This window comes from Delftia deserti, assembly GCF_042653485.1.
Classification (GTDB): domain Bacteria; phylum Pseudomonadota; class Gammaproteobacteria; order Burkholderiales; family Burkholderiaceae_C; genus Comamonas; species Comamonas acidovorans.
The window spans coordinates 2821859-2839344 of the sequence record NZ_JBHSIH010000001.1; the positions used below are offsets into that span (position 1 = coordinate 2821859).

A 17486-nucleotide genomic window follows, 5' to 3' on the forward strand; every position below is an offset into this window, starting at 1 on the left:
GCCCGGCGTGCCCGGCGTGCCGGCCGAGTGTGCCCCGCACGGGGGCGCTCGCTCAGCCGCCGAGGTAGGCCTTGCGCACGTGCGGGTCGTCGATCAGTTCGGCGCCCGTCCCCTGCAGGGTCATGGCTCCCGACTCGTAGAGATAGGCGCGATCACACATGTCCAGCGCGGCGTAGGCGTTCTGCTCGACCATGAGCACGGTGGCGCCATCCGCACGCACGCGCTGGATAACCTCGAAGGTCTTTTGCACGATATTGGGCGCCAGGCCCAGCGAGGGCTCGTCGAACAGTACGAGCCTGGGCCGCGACATCAGCGCGCGGCCGATGGCCAGCATCTGCTGCTCGCCGCCTGACAGCGTGCCGGCCATCTGATGGCGCCGATCGTGCAGCTTGGGGAAACTCTCGAAGATGCGCTGCATGTCCTGGGCAGTGCCAGCCTTGTCGTTTCGGCGAAAGGCGCCGAGCTCGAGGTTCTCCTGGACGGACATCTGCCCGAACACGCGCCGCCCCTCGGGGCAGTGGGCTATTCCCAGCGACAGGATGCGCTGCGGCGTGGCGCGCGTGATGTCCACGCCCTCGAACACGATGGAGCCCGAGGACGGCGGCAGCAGCCCGGAGATCGCCTTGAGCGTTGACGACTTGCCCGCGCCATTGGCACCGATGATGGTGACGAACTCGCCCTGGCCCACGCGCAGCGATACATTCTTGACGGCCTCCACCTTGCCGTAGCGACACACGATGTTCTTTATTTCAAGCATGCTTGATCCCCTGCCCCAGATAGGCGCGGATCACCTCGGGGTTGGCCTGGATCTGCGCAGGCGTTCCGTCGGCGATGATTTTTCCGTAGTTGAGCACCACGATCCGGTCGGACACGCCCATGACCAGCGGCATGTCGTGCTCGACCAGCAAGAGGGTGATGCCGCGCCGGCGCAGCCTGGCCAGCAGATCCATGAACTCGGCCGTCTCCGAGGGATTCATGCCGGCCGCGGGCTCGTCCAGCAGCAGCAGCCGGGGACGCGCCGCGAGGGCCACGGCCACGCCCAGCAGGCGCTGCGCACCGTAGGGCAGCGCACCGCCCAATTCATTGGCGTAGTGGGCAATGCCCACGAAGTCCAGCACTTCCCAGACGGATTCGCGGAGCCGGGCTTCCTCGCGGCGCATGCCCGGCAGGGCCAGCAGCGTGGACCAGGCGGACGCCCGCCCCGAAAGGTGCAGGCCCGTCAGCACGTTCTCGAACACCGTGTTCGTAGTGAACAGGCTGGTGCGCTGGAAGGTGCGCACCAGACCTTCGCCTGCCACTTCGTGCGGCTTGAGCCGGTGCAAAGCCGTGCCGCCGAAGTGCACCTGCCCCTTGGTCGGGCGCATGAAGCCGGTGATGACGTTGAAGGCGGTGGTCTTGCCGGCGCCATTGGGGCCGATCAGGCTGACGAGTTCGCCTTCCTTCACGTCGAAGCTCATGTCCGATATCGCCACCAGGCCGCCGAAGTGCACGGCCACGCGGTCTATGGACAGCAGGGCGGCCGGGGAGGTCGAGGTCTTGGGCGCCATCATGTCGGGCTCCCGGCGCGCTGCGTGGCGGCCTTGGGGGCCGCAGGGACCTGCCCATCGGCCGGCGCCTGGCGCACGTGGCGCGGCGCGCTGCCGCGCCTGCGATGCCACCAGTCGGCCACGGCGGGCACGATGCCGCGCGGCAGGAAGAACACGACGAGCACCATCGCGATGCCATAGACGATCCACTGTACCTCTGGCGCGGCCACGGCACGCAGTCCCACGGGCAGAGCGCCGAAGACCACGCCGCCGACGATGGGGCCGGCCAGCGTGCCCTTGCCGCCCGTCACCACCATGATGACCATGGTCACCGTATAGATGAACAGGAAGATGTCGGGGTCGATGATGCGGATGTAGTGCGCGTACAGCGCGCCCGCGGCGCCAGCCAGCGCTGCCGAGGCCACGGCCGCGAACACCAGGTAGCGGGTCACATCTATGCCCACCGAGGTGGCCAGGGGCTCGTTCTCGCGCAGCGCGACCATGGCCCGGCCCATGCGCGAGTGCAGGACGCGACGGATCAGCACGTACGACAGCAGGCCCAGACCCAGCACAAGGTAGTAGTTGGGCACCTTGGACCAGAACTGCGCCTCGCCCAGACCCGGCAGGCTGTAGCCCAGTGGCGGGATGTTGCTCAGCGCCAGCGGGCCCTGCGTGAGGTCGATCCAGTTGAGGGCGACCAGGCGCGTCACCTCGGCGAAGCTGACGGTCACGATCACGAAATAGGCGCCGCGGATCTTGAATGACAGCCGCCCCACGAACCAGCCGCAGGCGCCTGCCAGTACAGTGCCCAGCAGCAGGCCGGCTGCGGGATGCCAGGGCGTGTGGACGATGCGGCCGTCGCCCCAGAACACGGGAATGTCGAAACCCAGCGAACTCAGGGCACTGGCATAGGCGCCGATACCGAAGAAGGCAATGTGGCCCAGACTCAGCTGGCCCGTGAACCCCAGCAGCAGGTTCAGGCTCATGGCACCCACGATGAAGATACCGGTGGTGATGATGATGTGCAGGTAGTACTGGTCCGTCACCCACCAGGGCACGGACAGGAGCGCCGCGAGCAACGCGAGTGTGGCAATGGTTTTCATCCGATTCTCTCCCCTCGAACGCTGAACAAGCCGGTGGGTTTGAACATGAGCACCAGGATGATGAGGATGAACCCCATGGCATCGCGGTAGCCCGACGAGATATAGCCTGAACCCAGCTCTTCGGCAAAGGCCAGGATGAAGCCGCCGACGGCCGCTCCCTGGATGTTGCCCAGACCACCCAGGATCACGATGGCGAACGCCTTCAGGGCAGCCATGTTGCCCATGGTGGTGGTAACCACGAACACCGGGCCGAGCAGCGCCCCCGCTGCGGCCGCAAGACCGGAGCCCAGGGCGAATGTGGCGGTGTAGATCGCATTGACATTGATGCCCATCAGCGAAGCGGTGTCGCGGTCCTGGAAGGTGGCGCGCATGGCCTTGCCCAGTGGCGAACGATGCATGAGCAGGTAGGTCGCCAGGATCAGGCCCATGGCGACCACCAGCACGAACAGGCGCAGCCAGGAGACGGCCACGGGGCCGATCACCAGGGGTTCTGAGGGGAATGGGGTGGGTATCGCCTTGGCCACGCCGCCCCAGACCAGCAAGGCGAGGTTCTGCATCGCGATCCAGCAGCCGATCATCACGATCATGGTGGAGTCGATGTCCGCGCCCCGCATGCGGCGCAGCAGCAGCCGCTCGATCACCGCACCGAGCACAATGCCCAGCATGATCGAGAACGCCAATGCAACAAAGAAGTTCCACTGGAGTTGCGCGGCAAAGTAGTACGCCATGAAGCCGCCAAAGGCGTACAGTTCGCCGTGCGTGAAATTCACGACCTTCATGATCCCCAGGATCAAGGTCAGTCCGATCCCGAGGAGGGCATAGGTGCCGCCAAGGATCAGCGCATTGGCAATGTGCTGGATGAGTTGGTCCACTGGTGTTCTCGCACGCGCCTGGGAACGAAGCAATCGCGAAAGGCGCTGGATCCGCGATATCGATTGCGCTGTACCGCCCCGCCATCGAGGCGGGCACGGCACCGGTCTTGCTTGCCCTTGTTGTCCTACTCGGCGCGTACGATCTTGCCGTTCTCGATCTTCACGAGGTGCGTATCGGGAACGCTCTGGCCGCTTTCCTTGCCGGCAGGCCCGGCCTTGTTGAACCTGACTTTGCCGGTCAGGCCGGAGACCTCGATCTGCCAAAGCGCGGCGCGGATCTTTTCCGGATCGGCAGCCCCGGCCTTGGCAATGGCGGCGGCGATGGCATGGATGCCGTCGTAGCCGCGGGCCCCTTCAGGCATGCCATTGATGTTGATGCCGCGCTTTTTCCACTCGTCCACGAAGTACTTGGCGGCAGCGGGATTGGAGGAAAGCTCCGGGAACCACGGCGTGAAGAACGCATCGTGGTAAGTGTTGTCGGCAGCGCCTCCTGCCTGCTCGATCATCTGGTCGGGCAGTGTGCCGCCGGTGGTGATGATGCGGCGCTTCAGGCCGAGAGACTGGGCCTGCTTGAGCAGCAGCGTCATCTGCTCCGGGCCGGTGGTGATGAACAGCGTGTCGGCATCGCTGCCCCGCAAGGTCGACAGCTGGGCCGTCATGTCCTGGGCCGCAGCATCCATGTGCAGCGCACGGCCGACGTCGACGCCGTTTTCCTTCAGCACCTTGCCGAACTCCTGGGCGGCGCCCAGGCCCCAGTCGTTGTGCACGACCAGGAAATCGACCTTCCTGATTCCCAGCGGCTGGATGAAGCGCTTGAACTTCAACGCTTCCATCGCGTTGGTCGGGCTGATGCGGAACACATACGGATTGCCCATCGTGGTGATCTTGTCCGAGCTGGACGTCTCCACCACCATCGGCACCTTGTACTCCATCAGCTTGGGCATGGCCGCGAGCGTGTAGGTTGAACTCCAGGCGCCCATCAGCACCGCCACCTTGTCGCGCACGATCAGTTTTTCCGTGGCGTTGGCGGCCTCGGTCGGATTGCTCTTGTTGTCTTCTATCACCAGCTGGATCCTGCTGCCGAGGACTCCGCCCCTGGCATTGATCTCGTCCGCGGCGATCCTGGCGCCGTTGGTCACGAAGTTACCGGAAGCGGCGACCGCGCCGGTCAAGGGCTGGTTGACCCCTATCTTGATGACTTCTCCCGACTGGGCGTGCGCACCGAGCGCGGCGCACACAGCCACCGTGCCAAGTGCCAACCTGAACAATGCCTTAACCATATTGGTACTCCTCGTGGGTCATGCCACATGAATGGAACACAACGGAACTTAGCGAATGAACGACATCACATTTTTTATCGAGCAGTCAATCTAACAATAGGACAACCAGATATCAATACAATCTAACCCCACCATGGTTTGTACCCATCCAGATTTCTTTCGTTGCCAGGGTTCGTGCGCACAAGCCTGCCGGGCCAACCTTGCCGGCCGCATGCCTGGCGCGACCGGGTTGCCGCAGCCCACGCCGGTCGCCGCGGACCGATACGCCTCAGCCGGCCGCCGACTGCGCGGCCCTGGCAAAGGCAGGCAGGTCGAAACCGGGACTGCCCACCTGCTCCTGCGTAGGCTGCACCGGCAGCGCCAGCACGGCACGCGCGGCCAGATGCTCCTTGGCGGCGTTGATCGAATCGACTGCCACCAGCCGCCCCTGCCGGAAGTGATAGACCGAGAATGCGCCCCCGGAATGCATGTCGCCGCGCACCGCCCAGGCCTGTGCGCCCTGCGATAGTCCCGCGATCTGCAGCTTCCTGTCGTACTGATCGGACCAGAACCATGGCACCGCGGTGAATGGCGTGGCCCGCCCCAGCAACCCGGCGGCGGCGGCCCGGCCCTGCTCTATGGCGTTCTGGACAGATTCCAGCCGCAGCAAGCTGCCATCCTCCAGGCGGCGTGCGGTGCAATCGCCAGCGGCATAGACGTCCGGCGCAGAGGTCCTGCCACAGGCATCGACCACGATGCCGTGCTCGCAAGCGATGCCCGCCGCCTCGGCCAACGCATCGTTGGGCCGTACTCCTATGCCCGCCAGCACCAGGCCCGCGCGATAGGATTGCCCACCCTGCAGGCTCACTTGCACGGCATGCCCGCCGCAGGGGCGAACGCCGGCGACGCGCGCATCGAGCACCAGTCCCGTCCGCGGGGCACGCCGGCGCGCGGCATCGAGCACCAGTTCAACGCCGTGCGCGCGGTGCAGCGCCGCATACCAGTCGGACAGCACCGGCGCAAGCACCCGGCTCAGCAGGCGTGGCGCGGACTCCAGCACGGTCACGGCCAGCCCCAGCTTGCGCGCCGTGGCTGCCACTTCCAGGCCGATGAAGCCACCGCCCACCACCACAACCGGCAGTCCGTGCGCAGCGCAGCGCTTGAGGCCCTCTGACACGGCGCCGGCATCGTCGCGTGTGCGCAGCACATGGATCGCCTCTTCGCATTCCTGCACACAGGGCAGGCGGCGCGGCGTGGCGCCGGTAGCCAGCAGCAGCCCGGTGTAGTGCAGTTGCGCGCCGTCCGCCAGGCGGAGCATGCGCCGCGCCGTATCGAGCTCGACCACGAGCGTACTCGTGCGAATGACGATGTTCTTGCGCGCCAAGGCGGCTTCGGCCCGCATGGCCAGCTGCTGCGCGGACATCTCGCCCGCCAGCCACGATTTGGACAGCGGCGGGCGATGGTAGGGCAGGTGTGCTTCATCGCCGAGCACGCTCAGCCGGCCATCGTAGCCAGCGGTGCGCAGGGTTTCGCCGGCTTGCAGCCCGGCCTGGCCCGCGCCGACGATGACGATGTGCGGCTCCATGCTCACACCTGCACCGGAACCACCGTCACCACCAGGCCCTCGATGGCCGCAGAAGCCTTGATCTGACAGGCCAGCCGGCTGTTGGCCTGGCGGCCTTCGGGCAGGCTGTCGAGCAGATCCACCTCATCGGCGGACGCCGCGGGCAGGTCGCCCAGGCGCGCCTCTTCGACATGGCAGTGGCAGGTCGCGCACACGCAAGAGCCGCCGCATTCGCCAAGGATGCCGTCGACGCCGTTGGCCACGGCGCCCTGCATCAGGCTCCACCCCTGCGGCAGGCCCACGGTCACGGACGCGCCGGCTGGATCGATATAGGTCACATTTACCATTTGAGTGTCTCCGCGCGGGGCATGTGCAACGGCGCCGCGGCACGACTGCCGGACGCCACCCGCAGGCCTGGGCTTGGCACCGCCCAGGCCTGCGATCAGGCCGTAACCTTCTCCTGCCTGGCCGCCATGGCTCCGTGCCCGGCGACCCGTTCCTCCTGCTCGATCATCTGGTCGATCATCTTGTGCATGCGCCTTGGCGCGGCATCGATGCCAAGGATGATGCGCTTGTACGGCTTGCCGCGCGCGGCCTCCCGCTCCTCCTCGAACTGGATGCGCTGCAGCACCACCTTGTCCTCGTTGAAGGCGCGGTCCATGTCGCGGGTCAGTTCGGCGTCCATCGCGGCCTCGTCGGTGCGGAAGTTGCGCACATGGAACCAGTGCTGCAGCACCGTGCTCTCATCCACCGGCGTGAGCAGGTGGCAGGCGAACATCTGCACGCCCTCGTGGCGCTTGTCCATGTCGGCGATGGTGCCGGTCAGGCACGAGCCCATGTCGATGGCGTAGAAGCACGGCGCGGTGTAGTTGTAGTAGTGCCAGCGGTCGACATTCGTGGCGAACCCGCCGTACTTGGCGAACAGCGGAATGGCGGGTGCGTCGCGGATCCATCGCCAGACGATGATGCTGCGCTCGCCATACTCGTTGTTGACCGGCACGGTGGCGCCGGCGGGAGTGCCCAGCGTGCTCGGATGGACGAAGGTGACGTGCGCCGGGTCGAGCAGGTTGTCGCAAAGCGACAGGTAGTTGCAGTCGATGCGCAGGGTACCGCCCTTGACGGCGCGCCAGCCGGGAGCGTCGTACTGCTCGAGATGGAACAGCCCGGCCCGGTCTGCCAGCGCGGAGTCGCCCATCCAGATCCAGGCCAGGCCATACTTTTCCTCCACCGGATAGGCACGCACCACCGCGTTGCCCGGAATGATGTCCTGACCGGGGATGCGCACGCACTTGCCCGAGCAGTCGAATGTCATGCCGTGGTAGCCGCATTCGATGGCGTCCCCCTTCAGTCGGCCGAGCGAGAGCGGCGCCAGGCGGTGCGGACAGGCATCCTGCAGCGCGGCGATCTTGCCGTCCTCGCGGCGATACACGACGATCGCCTCCTCCAGCACCATGTGGCGGGACAACTCCCGCCCGATCTCCTCGGCCCAGCCCAGCGGGTACCACGCGTTTCGTACGTATTTCATGAAAACCTCCTGTCGGATTTGGTTGATGCACAGGCCAAGCCAAGCTCAGTGGTAATAGGCGCCGCCGTCGACCACAAGCGTCTGCCCTGTGATGAAACCCGCATCCGGTCCGGCGAAGAAAGACACTGCACCCACCACGTCCGCGGGCACCATGTCGCGCTGCAGCGCACGGCTGCGGACCGAGAAGCCGGAGACCTTGCCGGCAAGTTCGGGGTTCTGGTGCACGCCGTCGCTGAGCGTGAAGCCGGGGGCCACGCTGTTGACCAGAATGTTGTACGGGCCAAGCTCAGTGGCCAGCGTGCGTGTCATCGACACGATCGCGCCCTTCGAGGCCACGTAGTGCAACATGCCCGGATTGCCCTTGAAGGCCACGGCGGACGAGATGCTGATGATGCGACCCGCGCCTTGCCGGCGCAAAGCCGGCAGCACCGCGCGGCAACACAGGAATTGGCCGATGACGTTGACGTCGAACATCTTCTTCCAGTCGGCCACCGTCAACTCCTCGAACGGCTTGATCTGCAGCGTCGAGTAGATGGCGGCATTGTTGACCAGCACGTCGACGTGGCCGAAGGCGTCGAGCGCGTCAGCCACCATCCGTGCCGCATCCAGCTCGCTGGACACATCGGCCGTCACGCCGATGGCGCGGTGCCCGGCCTGCTGCAGCCTCTCGGCCGCCGCCTGCGCGCCAGCCAGATCGGCAATCACGATGGCCGCGCCCTGCGCCGCCAGCGTTTCGCAGATCGCATGGCCGATGCCCATCGCGCCACCGGTGACGATGGCGACCTTTCCATTCATCCTCATGTTCGCTCCTTTGCTCGCTGAAACAGGGCCGCAGGTGGGCAATAGTGCCCACGGCCAATGGGCATGCCTGCGCCACTGCGGCTCAGGATCGCCAGATTGATGATCGGAGGCATGCCGCTCGCGACGATGCGCGCGGGATCGATCACGCCGGTATGCGGGTGCAGGATCGCCTGCGGCCGGTCCGTGGCGCCGGCCGGCAGCACGGCAGCCCACTCATCGAGCAGGCTCGGCGCGTGCCGCAACGCCTGTCCGCCGAAGCCACAGGCATCCACCAGCGCGCTGTCGCCAATGGCCCCGAGCGGCTGGGGCGCGGTATCCGACGGGAAATACACGCCCACCGGCGGCAGTGCATCCACGGTATGCCAATGGCTTTCGCCGCGCAGCCGGATGCCGAACTGCAAGCCGTTGCCCCCTATCGCGGCCAGTTCGCCGCCATCGGTTCGCACCTTCCAGGCCGCCCAGGCCATCCATACCCCCAGGACAAAGCCCGGATTGGCACGGACCTGCGCGACCAGCGCCTCGGGCAGATCCCGCAGCGCGGCCAGCAAGCGCTCATTGCCTGCCAGGGTGCGGGCATGGCAGTCATCGCCCTCCCCAAGCGCGCCACACATCAACGCGTACGGATCAACGGGCCGTCGGGCCAGCAGCGGATTGCATGCCGCCGCGAAGCGGGAACACCAGTCGCGGGCGCGGCCAACGCACAGCGGGTCGTCCGAGCCGAAGCGCAACGCGGGCGGGGGGCCCTCGGCGACCGGCGAATAGGCCGCGTGCACGCCATCACTTACCTCGAAGCACCACATGGCCGGCGCCAGCACCTGCGCCAGCGGCACGGCCAGGCCGAAATCCTGCGCCGGAACAAGGCGCAACGCACCCTGGTCCAGCAGGTGCGCGGCGCAGCCCGCATCCGGCGCCAGCCCTCCGATGACGGCGGCCTGCAGGGCTGCATTGCGCACGGCCTGCGGCGGCATGCCCCCATACGGAGGGCCTGCATGGAACAAGGTGTCGCGGGGCAGGTCCGGCTTGGCTTCTCCGAACTGCACCACCCGGGTCAAACATGCCGTCTTGCTCATAAAAGCCTGCTCTCCTTCGCCCCGCGCCAGTGACCTTGGCGCCAGATCGAATATCGTGGTTAAATGAATCTATTAATAGAACAACTATATGACCAGTTGATAATTTTCATCCAGAGGGTTTTCATGTAGACAGGCGTCAATTTATCTTGCTAAGATACCAACAATAGTACGACTAGCCGACAAATTGACAAGCCATGCAACGGACACGGACCTGCCCCTGGCCGGGTCCGGTTTACCGATGGAACGCTCGCGTATTTCTCCAGCAGCCGACGCATGGAAGGCCGCCGTGGAATCCCGCGTTTTTTGAGAAGCATGCCGCTGGCGCAGCGGCGAACAAGGAGGCCCTATGGAGGTGAAACCGTATCTCGAACTGCGTGCGGATCTCGCCCGGCGCGATCGCAGCCTGCGCGAGAAAGTGATGACGCTGGAGCAGGCTGCCGCCCTGGTCAGCGACGGAGACAAGGTCGGCATCGGCGGCAGTACGTTGTCGCGCACGCCGATGGCCATGATCTGGCAGCTGATCCGCTCGGGCAAGAAGCACCTGGACGTGTCACGCAGCATCGTCTCCAGCGAGGGCGACCTGCTGTTCGCCTCGGGCATCTGCGACCGCATCCAGACCAGCTGGTTCAGCCAGGGCATCGTCTGGGGCATCTCCAAGGTGATGCGCCACTATGTGGAAAGCCGGCAGACACGCTACGACGAATGGAGCCACCTGGCCATGGGCCTGCGCTTTCGCGCCGGCGCCATGGGCGTGCCCTATCTGCCGATGAGGCCCATGCTGGGCTCCGACGTACTGCGCATGCGCCCCGAGGCCATGGCAACGCACTGCCCCTTCACTGGCGAGGACCTGCTGCTGGTGCCCGCACTGAACCCCGACGTCGCGCTGATCCATGTGCAGCGCTGCGACGCCTACGGCAACGCTCAGCTCGACGGGCTGAGCTTCATGGACATCGACCTGGCACTGGCTGCCAACCGCGTGATCCTGACGACCGAACGCATCGTGTCCAACGACCAGATCCGTCGCAACCCCGACCAGACCAAGATTCCATTCATTGCCGTCGATGCCGTGGTCGAGGTGCCCTACGGCTGCGCGCCGCACGAATGCACCAATGTCTACGAGCCCCTGTTTTCCCACATGGACTTCTACACGGCCAAGGTCAACGCGGACCCTGTGGCCGGCATGCAGGAATACATCCAGCGCTACGTGCGCGATCCTGCCTCGTGGACCGACTACCTGGGCCTGCTGGGCCTGGAGGAACTACTGGACGCCGCGCGCCGCGGAAGGAGCATGCTCAATGACTGATACCCCCACCTGCGCCGTAGCCTCCGCCGGCGCCTGCACCACCAGCGAAATCCTTGCCGTGATGGCTTCGCGCCTGCTCAAGGAGGGGCAGGTCGTGTTCGCCGGCGTCGGCGTGCCGCTGCTGGCCGCCACGCTGGCGCAGGGCCTGCACTGCCCGGGGCTGACCATCCTGTTCGAAGGCGGCGTGCTCGGCCCCATCATCGAGCCTGGGAAGTTGCCGCCTTCGACGAACGAGCAGCGCTGCACCAAGCGCGCCAACATGGTCATGAGCAGCACCGAGGTTCTTCTGCTGCTGCAGCGCGGCCATGTGGACGTGGGTTTCATGGGCGGAGCGCAGATCGACAAGTACGGCAACCTCAACTCCTCCTACATCGGCGACCCCGCCAACCCCAAGACCCGGCTGCCGGGCACGGGCGGCGGCAACGACATCTCCAGCCTGACCCACATGATCGTGGCGATGAAGCACGAGCGCCGCCGCTTCGTGGACAAGGTGGACTTCGTCACCAGCCCGGGCTTCCTGGATGGCGGCGACACGCGGCGCGAGCGCGGCCTTCCCGCGGGCGGCATGTTCCGCGTGGTGACGGACCTGGGCATCTTCGGTTTCGACGACACCACGCGGCACATGAAGATCGTTGCGCTGCACCAGGGCGTGACGCTGGAACGGGTGCAGGACAACACCGGCTTCACGTTGCTGCATGACGACAGGATCCCCACCACCGTCCCGCCCAGCGAACGCGAACTGAGTGCGCTGCGCACGCTGGACCCCGACCGCCTTTACATCGCCTGACACCCGGTCGGCACCCCGCCGCCCCCACATATCCACAGGAGAACACATGAGCACACTGCACGGAACCTTCGGCATCGCGGCCCGCAACTTCACGGCCTTTCCCCAGATGCCAGACGCCCAGGCGCTGGTGGAGTACGGCGTCCGCATGGAGGAGCTGGGCTTCGACTCGATCTGGGTCTGGGACCACATCTTCCTGGGCGTGGACCCGCATTTCCCCATCATCGACTCGCTGACGCTGCTGACCGCCATCGCGGCGCGCACCAAGAAGATCAAGCTGTCCACCGGCATCCTGGTGCTGCCGCTGCGCAACCCGGTCATCCTGGCCAAGCAGATCTCCAGCATGGACCAGCTGTCCAACGGCCGCATGCTGATGGCCATGGCCGCCGGCTGGTACAAGCGCGAGTTCGACGCGGTGGGCGTTCCCTACGAACAGCGCGGCAAGATCATGGGCGACAACCTCGACATCCTCAAGCGCCTGTGGACCGAGGACATGGTCAACGGCGAATGGGGCCCGCACAAGATCCCGGCCGGCGTGATGTTCCCCAAGCCCGTGCAAAAGCCCTGCCCGCTGCTGATCGGCGGCTATGCCGACCGGGTGCTCAAGCGCGCCGCGGTCGAAGGCGATGGCTGGCTGACCTACTTCTACAAGCCAGACGCCTTCGTCGAGTCCTGGTCCAAGGTCTGCGCCTACGCCCTGGAGGCCGGCAAGGACCCTGCGACGCTGATGAACGGCAACCAGCTGCCCATCATGGTGGGATCCTCCCGCGCGGCGGTCGAGGAAACGATGATGAAGTGGCTCAATGTCGACTTCGACATCGCCCAGGGCAGCCAATCCACCATGGACAGCGCCATCATGGGCAACGTGGACGAATGCGTGGCCCAGCTCAAGGAACACATCGATGCGGGCGTGCAAAAGCTCGTCTTCGTGCCCTACAAGTACGAGATGGAGCAGATCGAGATCATTGCCCGGGAAATCGTTCCGCGCCTGCGCGCCTACGCGGCGCAGAAGCGCTGATAGAAGCCGCGACAGAAAGAAAGCTTGCGCGCCTGCGTGCGAAGCCCGCCTCCGCCGCGGGCGACGCCGCGGTTTCCTGCAGTTCCCGATGAGTTGGAGTTTTCCCATGTCCACGAGTGTTCCCGACCCGGCGCAGCGCCAGGCCGAAACCCGGCACGCGCGCGGCCGCCTCACCGCGCACGAGCGCCTGGCGCTACTGCTAGACCCCGGGTCCATGACCGAACTGGCCACGGGCGTCGGACCCGACGCCCGCGGCGACGGCGTGGTCACCGTCCAGGGGCGCATCGCGGGGCGCAGCGTCTGCGTCTTCGCCAAGGACTTCGCCACGGCCCGGGGCACGCTGGCCGAAGTGCATGCACGCAAGATCGTGCGCCTGCAGGAGCAGGCGCTACGCATCCGCGCCCCGCTGATCGGCCTGTACGACACGGCCGGCCTGCGGCTGGAGGCCGGCCTGGGTGCCTTCGCGGGCTTCGCCGGCATCGCGCGCCGCGCCGCATGCGCGCAGGCAGAGATTCCCCAGATGGCCGTGGTGTTGGGCGAATGCCCGGGCGCCGATGCGCTGCTGGCCTCGCTCGCCGATTTCGTGCTGATGGCCAACGACGACAGCGCGCTCTACGTGAGCGGCGCGCAGGCCGTGCGCGCAGTCACCCGCGAGGAGACCGACACCGCCACACTCGGTGGCCCCGGCATGCATGCCGCCGAATCCGGCCTGGCCGACGGCGTCTGCGACGACGACGTGCAAGCCCTGCTCAAAGCGCGGCGTCTGTTTGCCTTTCTTCCGCAATCGCGGCACGGCGCCTGGCGCAGCGACACCGCTCCCTGGCCCTGCCTCGACGAGGCGGCGCGCGAGGCGCCGGCCCTGGACACGCTGATTCCCGAACAGGCCGAAGCCGGCTACGACGTCAAGGAGCTCATCCGCGAAATCGCCGATGGCGGCGACTTCATGGAACTGCAGCCCGCGCATGCGGCCCACCTGGTCATCGGCTTCGTGCGCCTGGACGGACGCAGCGTCGGCGTGGTGGCCAACCAGTCCCGGGTGCTCGCGGGCGTGATCGATACCGCGGCCGCGCGCAAGGCGGCGCGCTTCGTGCGCTGGTGCGATGCCTTTGCCGTGCCGCTGCTCAACCTGGTCGATACACCGGGCTTTCTGCCCGGCGCGGAACAGGAGCGCGCGGGAATAGCGCGCGAGGCCGCCGCATTGATGGCGGCGCAGGCGCGCGTGCGCGTGCCCCTGGTCACCGTGGTGCTGCGGCGCGCCTTCGGCGCGGCAGGCATGCTCATGGGTTCCCGCTCGCTGGGTGCCGATCTCGTCTACGCATGGCCGCAGGCCCAGATCGGCCTGATCGGCGCTGTGGGTGCCGCGGCACTGGGCGCCAGCGAGGCCGATGCAGCGCGGGCGCTGGAGCCCGCCGCCGTCTGCGCAGTTGGGGAAGTGGACGCCGTGATCGCTCCGCGCCGCACACGTGAATGCGTGATCCGGGCGCTGTCCCATCTGGCCCAGAGGAACTATCTGCAAGGGGAACTCCCATGTTCACCAAGATTCTGATCGCGAACCGCGGGGAGATCGCCTGCCGCATCATCAAGACGGCCCGGCGCATGGGTATCCGGACCGTGGCCATCCATTCCGACGCCGATGCCCGCTCGCTGCACGTGCGCCTGGCCGACGAGGCCGTGCGCGTGGGCCCTGCCCCGGCGGCCGAATCCTATCTGTCCATCGAACGCATCGTCGAGGCCTGCCGCCAGACCGGCGCGCAGGCCGTACACCCGGGCTACGGCTTTCTTTCCGAGCGCGCCGCCTTCGCGCGCGCGCTGCTGGATGCCGGCATCGTCTTCATCGGCCCCAACCCCGAGGCCATGGAGGCCATGGGGGACAAGATCGAATCCAAGAAGTGCGCCAGCGCGGCCCGCGTGAACACCGTGCCGGGCCACCTGGGCGTGATCCGGGACGCGGCGCACGCGGTGCAGATCGCCGATGAAATCGGCTACCCGGTGATGATCAAGGCATCGGCCGGCGGCGGAGGCAAGGGCATGCGCGTCGCGCATTCGGCCGAGGACGTCGCGGACGGCTTCGCGCGCTCGCGCTCGGAAGCGGCCTCCTCGTTCGGCGACGACCGCATGTTCGTCGAGAAATTCATCGTCCAGCCACGCCACATCGAGATCCAGATCCTGGGCGACAAGCACGGCAATATCGTCTACCTCGGTGAGCGCGAGTGCTCGATCCAGCGGCGCAACCAGAAGGTGCTCGAAGAAGCGCCCTCACCCTTGCTGGACCCGCAGACGCGCCAGCTCATGGGCGAGCAGGCCGTGGCACTGGCACGCGCCGTGCGATACGACTCGGCCGGCACCGTCGAGTTCGTCTGCGGCCAGGACAAGTCCTTCTACTTCCTGGAGATGAACACCCGGCTGCAGGTCGAGCATCCGGTGACGGAGCTGGTCACCGGCATCGACCTCGTCGAGCAGATGATCCGCGTGGCGGCCGGCGAACCCCTGGCGATGCGCCAGCAGGACATCCGGCTGTCGGGCTGGGCGGTCGAGTCCCGCGTCTATGCCGAGGACCCTGCACGTGGCTTCATGCCATCCACCGGCAGGCTCACCACCTACCAACCGCCGGCCGAGGGCGTGCACGATGGCGTGACCGTGCGCAACGACACCGGCGTGTTCGAAGGCGGGGAAATCTCCATCCACTACGACCCCATGATCGCCAAGCTGGTCACGCATGCACCCACGCGCGCCCAGGCCATCGCGGCCCAGGCGCAGGCGCTCGACGCCTTCGCGATCGAGGGCATCACGCACAACCTGCCTTTTCTCTCGGCATTGATGCGGCACCCGCGCTGGTGCGAAGGCCGGCTGTCCACCGCCTTTATCGCCGAGGAATTCCAGGGCAATTTCGCACCGCGAGCGCCCGAGGCGGCGGCCGCGTCGCAGTTGGCGGCCGTGGCCGCGGCCATGGATGCCCTGACCTGGCCGCGCGGCGCCGATGCCTGCCTGGCGCCGCGCGAGCGCAGGGTACTGCTGGACGGGCAGCCGCATGCCGTGACGGTGGAGTGCGTCCCCGGCGCCTGGCGTGTGCGTGATCATGCCAGCGGCCGCACCGCCAGCGTGCGCAGCGCCTGGGTACCGGGCCAGCCCACCTGGCTGGGCAGTGTCGATGAGCAGGCACTGGCCGTGCAGGTGCGCCGCATCCCGCCCGAGGGGGAGCAGGGCTGGCTGCTCACCCATGCAGGCCTGCAGGCCAGCGCACGGGTGCTCAGCCCGCACGAAGCCGAGCTGCTGCGCCTCATGCCCGTGCGCCAACGCGCGCAGGCGCGCATGCAGTTGCGCAGCCCCATGCCGGCCAAGGTGCTGGCCGTGATGGCCGAAGCGGGGCGCAGCGTCGCCGCGGGCGAGGTGCTGTGCATCGTCGAGGCCATGAAGATGGAAGTGAGCCTGTGCGCAGAGGCACCGGCCACCGTTTCCCGGATCCTGGCACAGGCCGGAGATGTGCTGGCGCTGGATGACGTCATCCTCGAATTCGCATGACACAAGATGACCCAAGGAGGCCGTATATGTTGATCGGCGTGCCTGCCGAGACCATGGCAGGAGAAACCCGGGTGGCTGCGACCCCCGAGACCGTCAAGAAGCTGCGTGCGCAAGGCCATGTGCTGCGCGTGCAGGCGGGGGCGGGAGTGGCGGCCAGCGTGCCCGATGCCTTGTACGAGGCAGCGGGCGCCGAGATCGTCGATGCGGCAGGCGCCCTGGGCGCCGACCTGGTGCTCAAGGTCCGCATTCCTTCGGAGGACGAGCTGCCCGGCATCCGCAAGGGCGCAACGCTGGTCGGCATGCTGGACCCGTTCCAGCCCGCAGGCCTGCAGCGCCTGGCCGATGCGGGCATCACGGCCTATGCGCTGGAGGCGGCTCCGCGCACCACGCGTGCGCAGAGCATGGACGTGCTGTCCAGCCAGGCCAATATCGCCGGCTACAAGGCCGTGATGATCGCGGCCAACCAGTACCAGCGCTTCTTTCCCATGCTGATGACGGCGGCGGGCACGGTGAAGGCCGCGCGCGTCGTGGTGCTGGGCGTGGGCGTGGCCGGCCTGCAGGCCATTGCCACGGCCAAGCGCCTGGGCGCCGTGATCGAGGCCAGCGATGTGCGGCCCAGCGTGCGCGAGCAGGTCGAATCCCTGGGCGGCAAGTTCATCGACGTGCCCTACGAGACCGCCGAGGAAAAGGAGGCCGCCGAAGGCGTGGGCGGCTACGCCCGCCCCATGCCGCAAGGCTGGCTGGACCGCCAGAAGGCCGAGGTGGCCAAGCGCGTGGCCCAGGCCGACGTGGTCATCACCACGGCGCTGATCCCGGGCCGGCCCGCGCCCGTGCTGGTCACGGCCGAGATGGTGCAGGCCATGAAGCCCGGCGCCGTCATCGTGGACCTGGCGGCAGAGCGCGGCGGCAACTGCCCGCTGACCCAGGCCGGCATGACCGTGGTCACGCATGGCGTGACCATCGTGGGACTGACCAACCTGGCCGCCCTGGTGGCGGCCGATGCCTCGGCGCTGTATGCACGCAATGTGCTCGATTTTCTCAAGCTCATCATCAACAAGGATGGCGCCCTGCATGTGGACATGGAGGACGACATCGTGGCCGCGTGCCTGATGGCCCATGAAGGCCAGCTGCGGAGGAAATGA

Annotated in this window: 16 protein-coding genes; 6 read left to right on the forward strand and 10 right to left on the reverse strand. The window is 66.9% G+C overall.

Annotation, left to right across the window (positions count from 1 at the left end):
* Positions 1 to 52: 52 nt before the first annotated feature.
* The 10 genes from ACFPFG_RS13800 to ACFPFG_RS13845 all read right to left on the reverse strand — a co-directional run bounded on the left by ACFPFG_RS13800 (position 53) and on the right by ACFPFG_RS13845 (position 9720).
* A complete protein-coding gene (locus ACFPFG_RS13800; protein WP_183018345.1) occupies positions 53 to 757 on the reverse strand; it encodes an ABC transporter ATP-binding protein in 705 nt (234 codons plus the stop codon).
* Positions 750 to 1550 carry an ABC transporter ATP-binding protein gene (locus ACFPFG_RS13805; RefSeq protein ID WP_232245921.1) on the reverse strand — a complete coding sequence of 267 codons (801 nt, stop codon included), beginning with the start codon at positions 1548 to 1550 and terminating at the stop codon, positions 750 to 752. The genes ACFPFG_RS13800 and ACFPFG_RS13805 overlap by 8 nt, the downstream gene beginning before the upstream one ends.
* Positions 1547 to 2629, reverse strand: a complete 1083-nt coding sequence (locus ACFPFG_RS13810; RefSeq protein WP_183018344.1) for a branched-chain amino acid ABC transporter permease — start codon at positions 2627 to 2629, stop codon at positions 1547 to 1549. The genes ACFPFG_RS13805 and ACFPFG_RS13810 overlap by 4 nt, the downstream gene beginning before the upstream one ends.
* Complete coding sequence (locus ACFPFG_RS13815) at positions 2626 to 3501, reverse strand: branched-chain amino acid ABC transporter permease (RefSeq protein ID WP_183018343.1); 876 nt, start codon at positions 3499 to 3501, stop codon at positions 2626 to 2628. Before ACFPFG_RS13815 ends, ACFPFG_RS13810 begins: the two co-directional genes overlap by 4 nt.
* A gap of 125 nt (positions 3502 to 3626) precedes the next feature.
* A complete protein-coding gene (locus tag ACFPFG_RS13820) occupies positions 3627 to 4781 on the reverse strand; it encodes an ABC transporter substrate-binding protein (RefSeq protein WP_183018342.1) in 1155 nt (384 codons plus the stop codon).
* Between the two features lie 268 nt (positions 4782 to 5049).
* A complete protein-coding gene (locus tag ACFPFG_RS13825) occupies positions 5050 to 6345 on the reverse strand; it encodes an NAD(P)/FAD-dependent oxidoreductase (RefSeq protein ID WP_380107040.1) in 1296 nt (431 codons plus the stop codon).
* Positions 6346 to 6347: 2 nt separating this feature from the next.
* Positions 6348 to 6671 (reverse strand): 2Fe-2S iron-sulfur cluster-binding protein, encoded by a 324-nt coding sequence (locus ACFPFG_RS13830; RefSeq protein WP_380107042.1) that lies wholly within the window; start codon positions 6669 to 6671, stop codon positions 6348 to 6350.
* Positions 6672 to 6766: 95 nt separating this feature from the next.
* Positions 6767 to 7849: an aromatic ring-hydroxylating dioxygenase subunit alpha gene (locus ACFPFG_RS13835; protein WP_183018339.1), complete on the reverse strand. Its 1083-nt coding sequence runs from the start codon at positions 7847 to 7849 to the stop codon at positions 6767 to 6769.
* Positions 7850 to 7894: 45 nt separating this feature from the next.
* Entirely contained in the window at positions 7895 to 8650 is a 756-nt protein-coding gene (locus ACFPFG_RS13840; protein WP_183018338.1) for an SDR family NAD(P)-dependent oxidoreductase, read from the reverse strand.
* Positions 8647 to 9720 (reverse strand): oxamate carbamoyltransferase subunit AllG family protein, encoded by a 1074-nt coding sequence (locus tag ACFPFG_RS13845; RefSeq protein WP_183018337.1) that lies wholly within the window; start codon positions 9718 to 9720, stop codon positions 8647 to 8649. The genes ACFPFG_RS13840 and ACFPFG_RS13845 overlap by 4 nt, the downstream gene beginning before the upstream one ends.
* 346 nt (positions 9721 to 10066) lie before the next feature.
* Between ACFPFG_RS13845 and ACFPFG_RS13850 the strand changes: the two genes are divergently transcribed.
* The 6 genes from ACFPFG_RS13850 to ACFPFG_RS13875 all read left to right on the forward strand — a co-directional run bounded on the left by ACFPFG_RS13850 (position 10067) and on the right by ACFPFG_RS13875 (position 17486).
* Complete coding sequence (locus ACFPFG_RS13850) at positions 10067 to 11023, forward strand: CoA transferase subunit A (RefSeq protein WP_183018336.1); 957 nt, start codon at positions 10067 to 10069, stop codon at positions 11021 to 11023.
* Positions 11016 to 11810: a CoA-transferase subunit beta gene (locus ACFPFG_RS13855; protein WP_183018335.1), complete on the forward strand. Its 795-nt coding sequence runs from the start codon at positions 11016 to 11018 to the stop codon at positions 11808 to 11810. The genes ACFPFG_RS13850 and ACFPFG_RS13855 overlap by 8 nt, the downstream gene beginning before the upstream one ends.
* 46 nt (positions 11811 to 11856) lie before the next feature.
* Complete coding sequence (locus ACFPFG_RS13860; RefSeq protein WP_312377691.1) at positions 11857 to 12825, forward strand: LLM class flavin-dependent oxidoreductase; 969 nt, start codon at positions 11857 to 11859, stop codon at positions 12823 to 12825.
* Between the two features lie 106 nt (positions 12826 to 12931).
* Positions 12932 to 14371 carry an acyl-CoA carboxylase subunit beta gene (locus tag ACFPFG_RS13865; protein WP_374621470.1) on the forward strand — a complete coding sequence of 480 codons (1440 nt, stop codon included), beginning with the start codon at positions 12932 to 12934 and terminating at the stop codon, positions 14369 to 14371.
* On the forward strand, positions 14353 to 16344 hold the full coding sequence (locus ACFPFG_RS13870; protein ID WP_183018332.1) for an acetyl-CoA carboxylase biotin carboxylase subunit: 1992 nt from the start codon (positions 14353 to 14355) through the stop codon (positions 16342 to 16344). Before ACFPFG_RS13865 ends, ACFPFG_RS13870 begins: the two co-directional genes overlap by 19 nt.
* 26 nt (positions 16345 to 16370) lie before the next feature.
* Entirely contained in the window at positions 16371 to 17486 is a 1116-nt protein-coding gene (locus ACFPFG_RS13875) for a Re/Si-specific NAD(P)(+) transhydrogenase subunit alpha (protein WP_183018331.1), read from the forward strand.

Bases quoted from the DNA above. Each gene is read 5' to 3' on its own strand.
- ACFPFG_RS13820 (WP_183018342.1), bottom strand. From the start codon at position 4,781: ATGGTTAAGGCATTGTTCAGGTTGGCACTTGGCACGGTGGCTGTGTGC.
- ACFPFG_RS13830 (WP_380107042.1), bottom strand. From the start codon at position 6,671: ATGGTAAATGTGACCTATATCGATCCAGCCGGCGCGTCCGTGACCGTG.
- ACFPFG_RS13800 (WP_183018345.1), bottom strand. From the start codon at position 757: ATGCTTGAAATAAAGAACATCGTGTGTCGCTACGGCAAGGTGGAGGCC.
- ACFPFG_RS13840 (WP_183018338.1), bottom strand. From the start codon at position 8,650: ATGAGGATGAATGGAAAGGTCGCCATCGTCACCGGTGGCGCGATGGGC.
- ACFPFG_RS13835 (WP_183018339.1), bottom strand. From the start codon at position 7,849: ATGAAATACGTACGAAACGCGTGGTACCCGCTGGGCTGGGCCGAGGAG.
- ACFPFG_RS13825 (WP_380107040.1), bottom strand. From the start codon at position 6,345: ATGGAGCCGCACATCGTCATCGTCGGCGCGGGCCAGGCCGGGCTGCAA.
- ACFPFG_RS13810 (WP_183018344.1), bottom strand. From the start codon at position 2,629: ATGAAAACCATTGCCACACTCGCGTTGCTCGCGGCGCTCCTGTCCGTG.
- ACFPFG_RS13865 (WP_374621470.1), top strand. From the start codon at position 12,932: ATGTCCACGAGTGTTCCCGACCCGGCGCAGCGCCAGGCCGAAACCCGG.
- ACFPFG_RS13875 (WP_183018331.1), top strand. From the start codon at position 16,371: ATGTTGATCGGCGTGCCTGCCGAGACCATGGCAGGAGAAACCCGGGTG.
- ACFPFG_RS13805 (WP_232245921.1), bottom strand. From the start codon at position 1,550: ATGATGGCGCCCAAGACCTCGACCTCCCCGGCCGCCCTGCTGTCCATA.
- ACFPFG_RS13870 (WP_183018332.1), top strand. From the start codon at position 14,353: ATGTTCACCAAGATTCTGATCGCGAACCGCGGGGAGATCGCCTGCCGC.
- ACFPFG_RS13855 (WP_183018335.1), top strand. From the start codon at position 11,016: ATGACTGATACCCCCACCTGCGCCGTAGCCTCCGCCGGCGCCTGCACC.
- ACFPFG_RS13850 (WP_183018336.1), top strand. From the start codon at position 10,067: ATGGAGGTGAAACCGTATCTCGAACTGCGTGCGGATCTCGCCCGGCGC.
- ACFPFG_RS13845 (WP_183018337.1), bottom strand. From the start codon at position 9,720: ATGAGCAAGACGGCATGTTTGACCCGGGTGGTGCAGTTCGGAGAAGCC.
- ACFPFG_RS13860 (WP_312377691.1), top strand. From the start codon at position 11,857: ATGAGCACACTGCACGGAACCTTCGGCATCGCGGCCCGCAACTTCACG.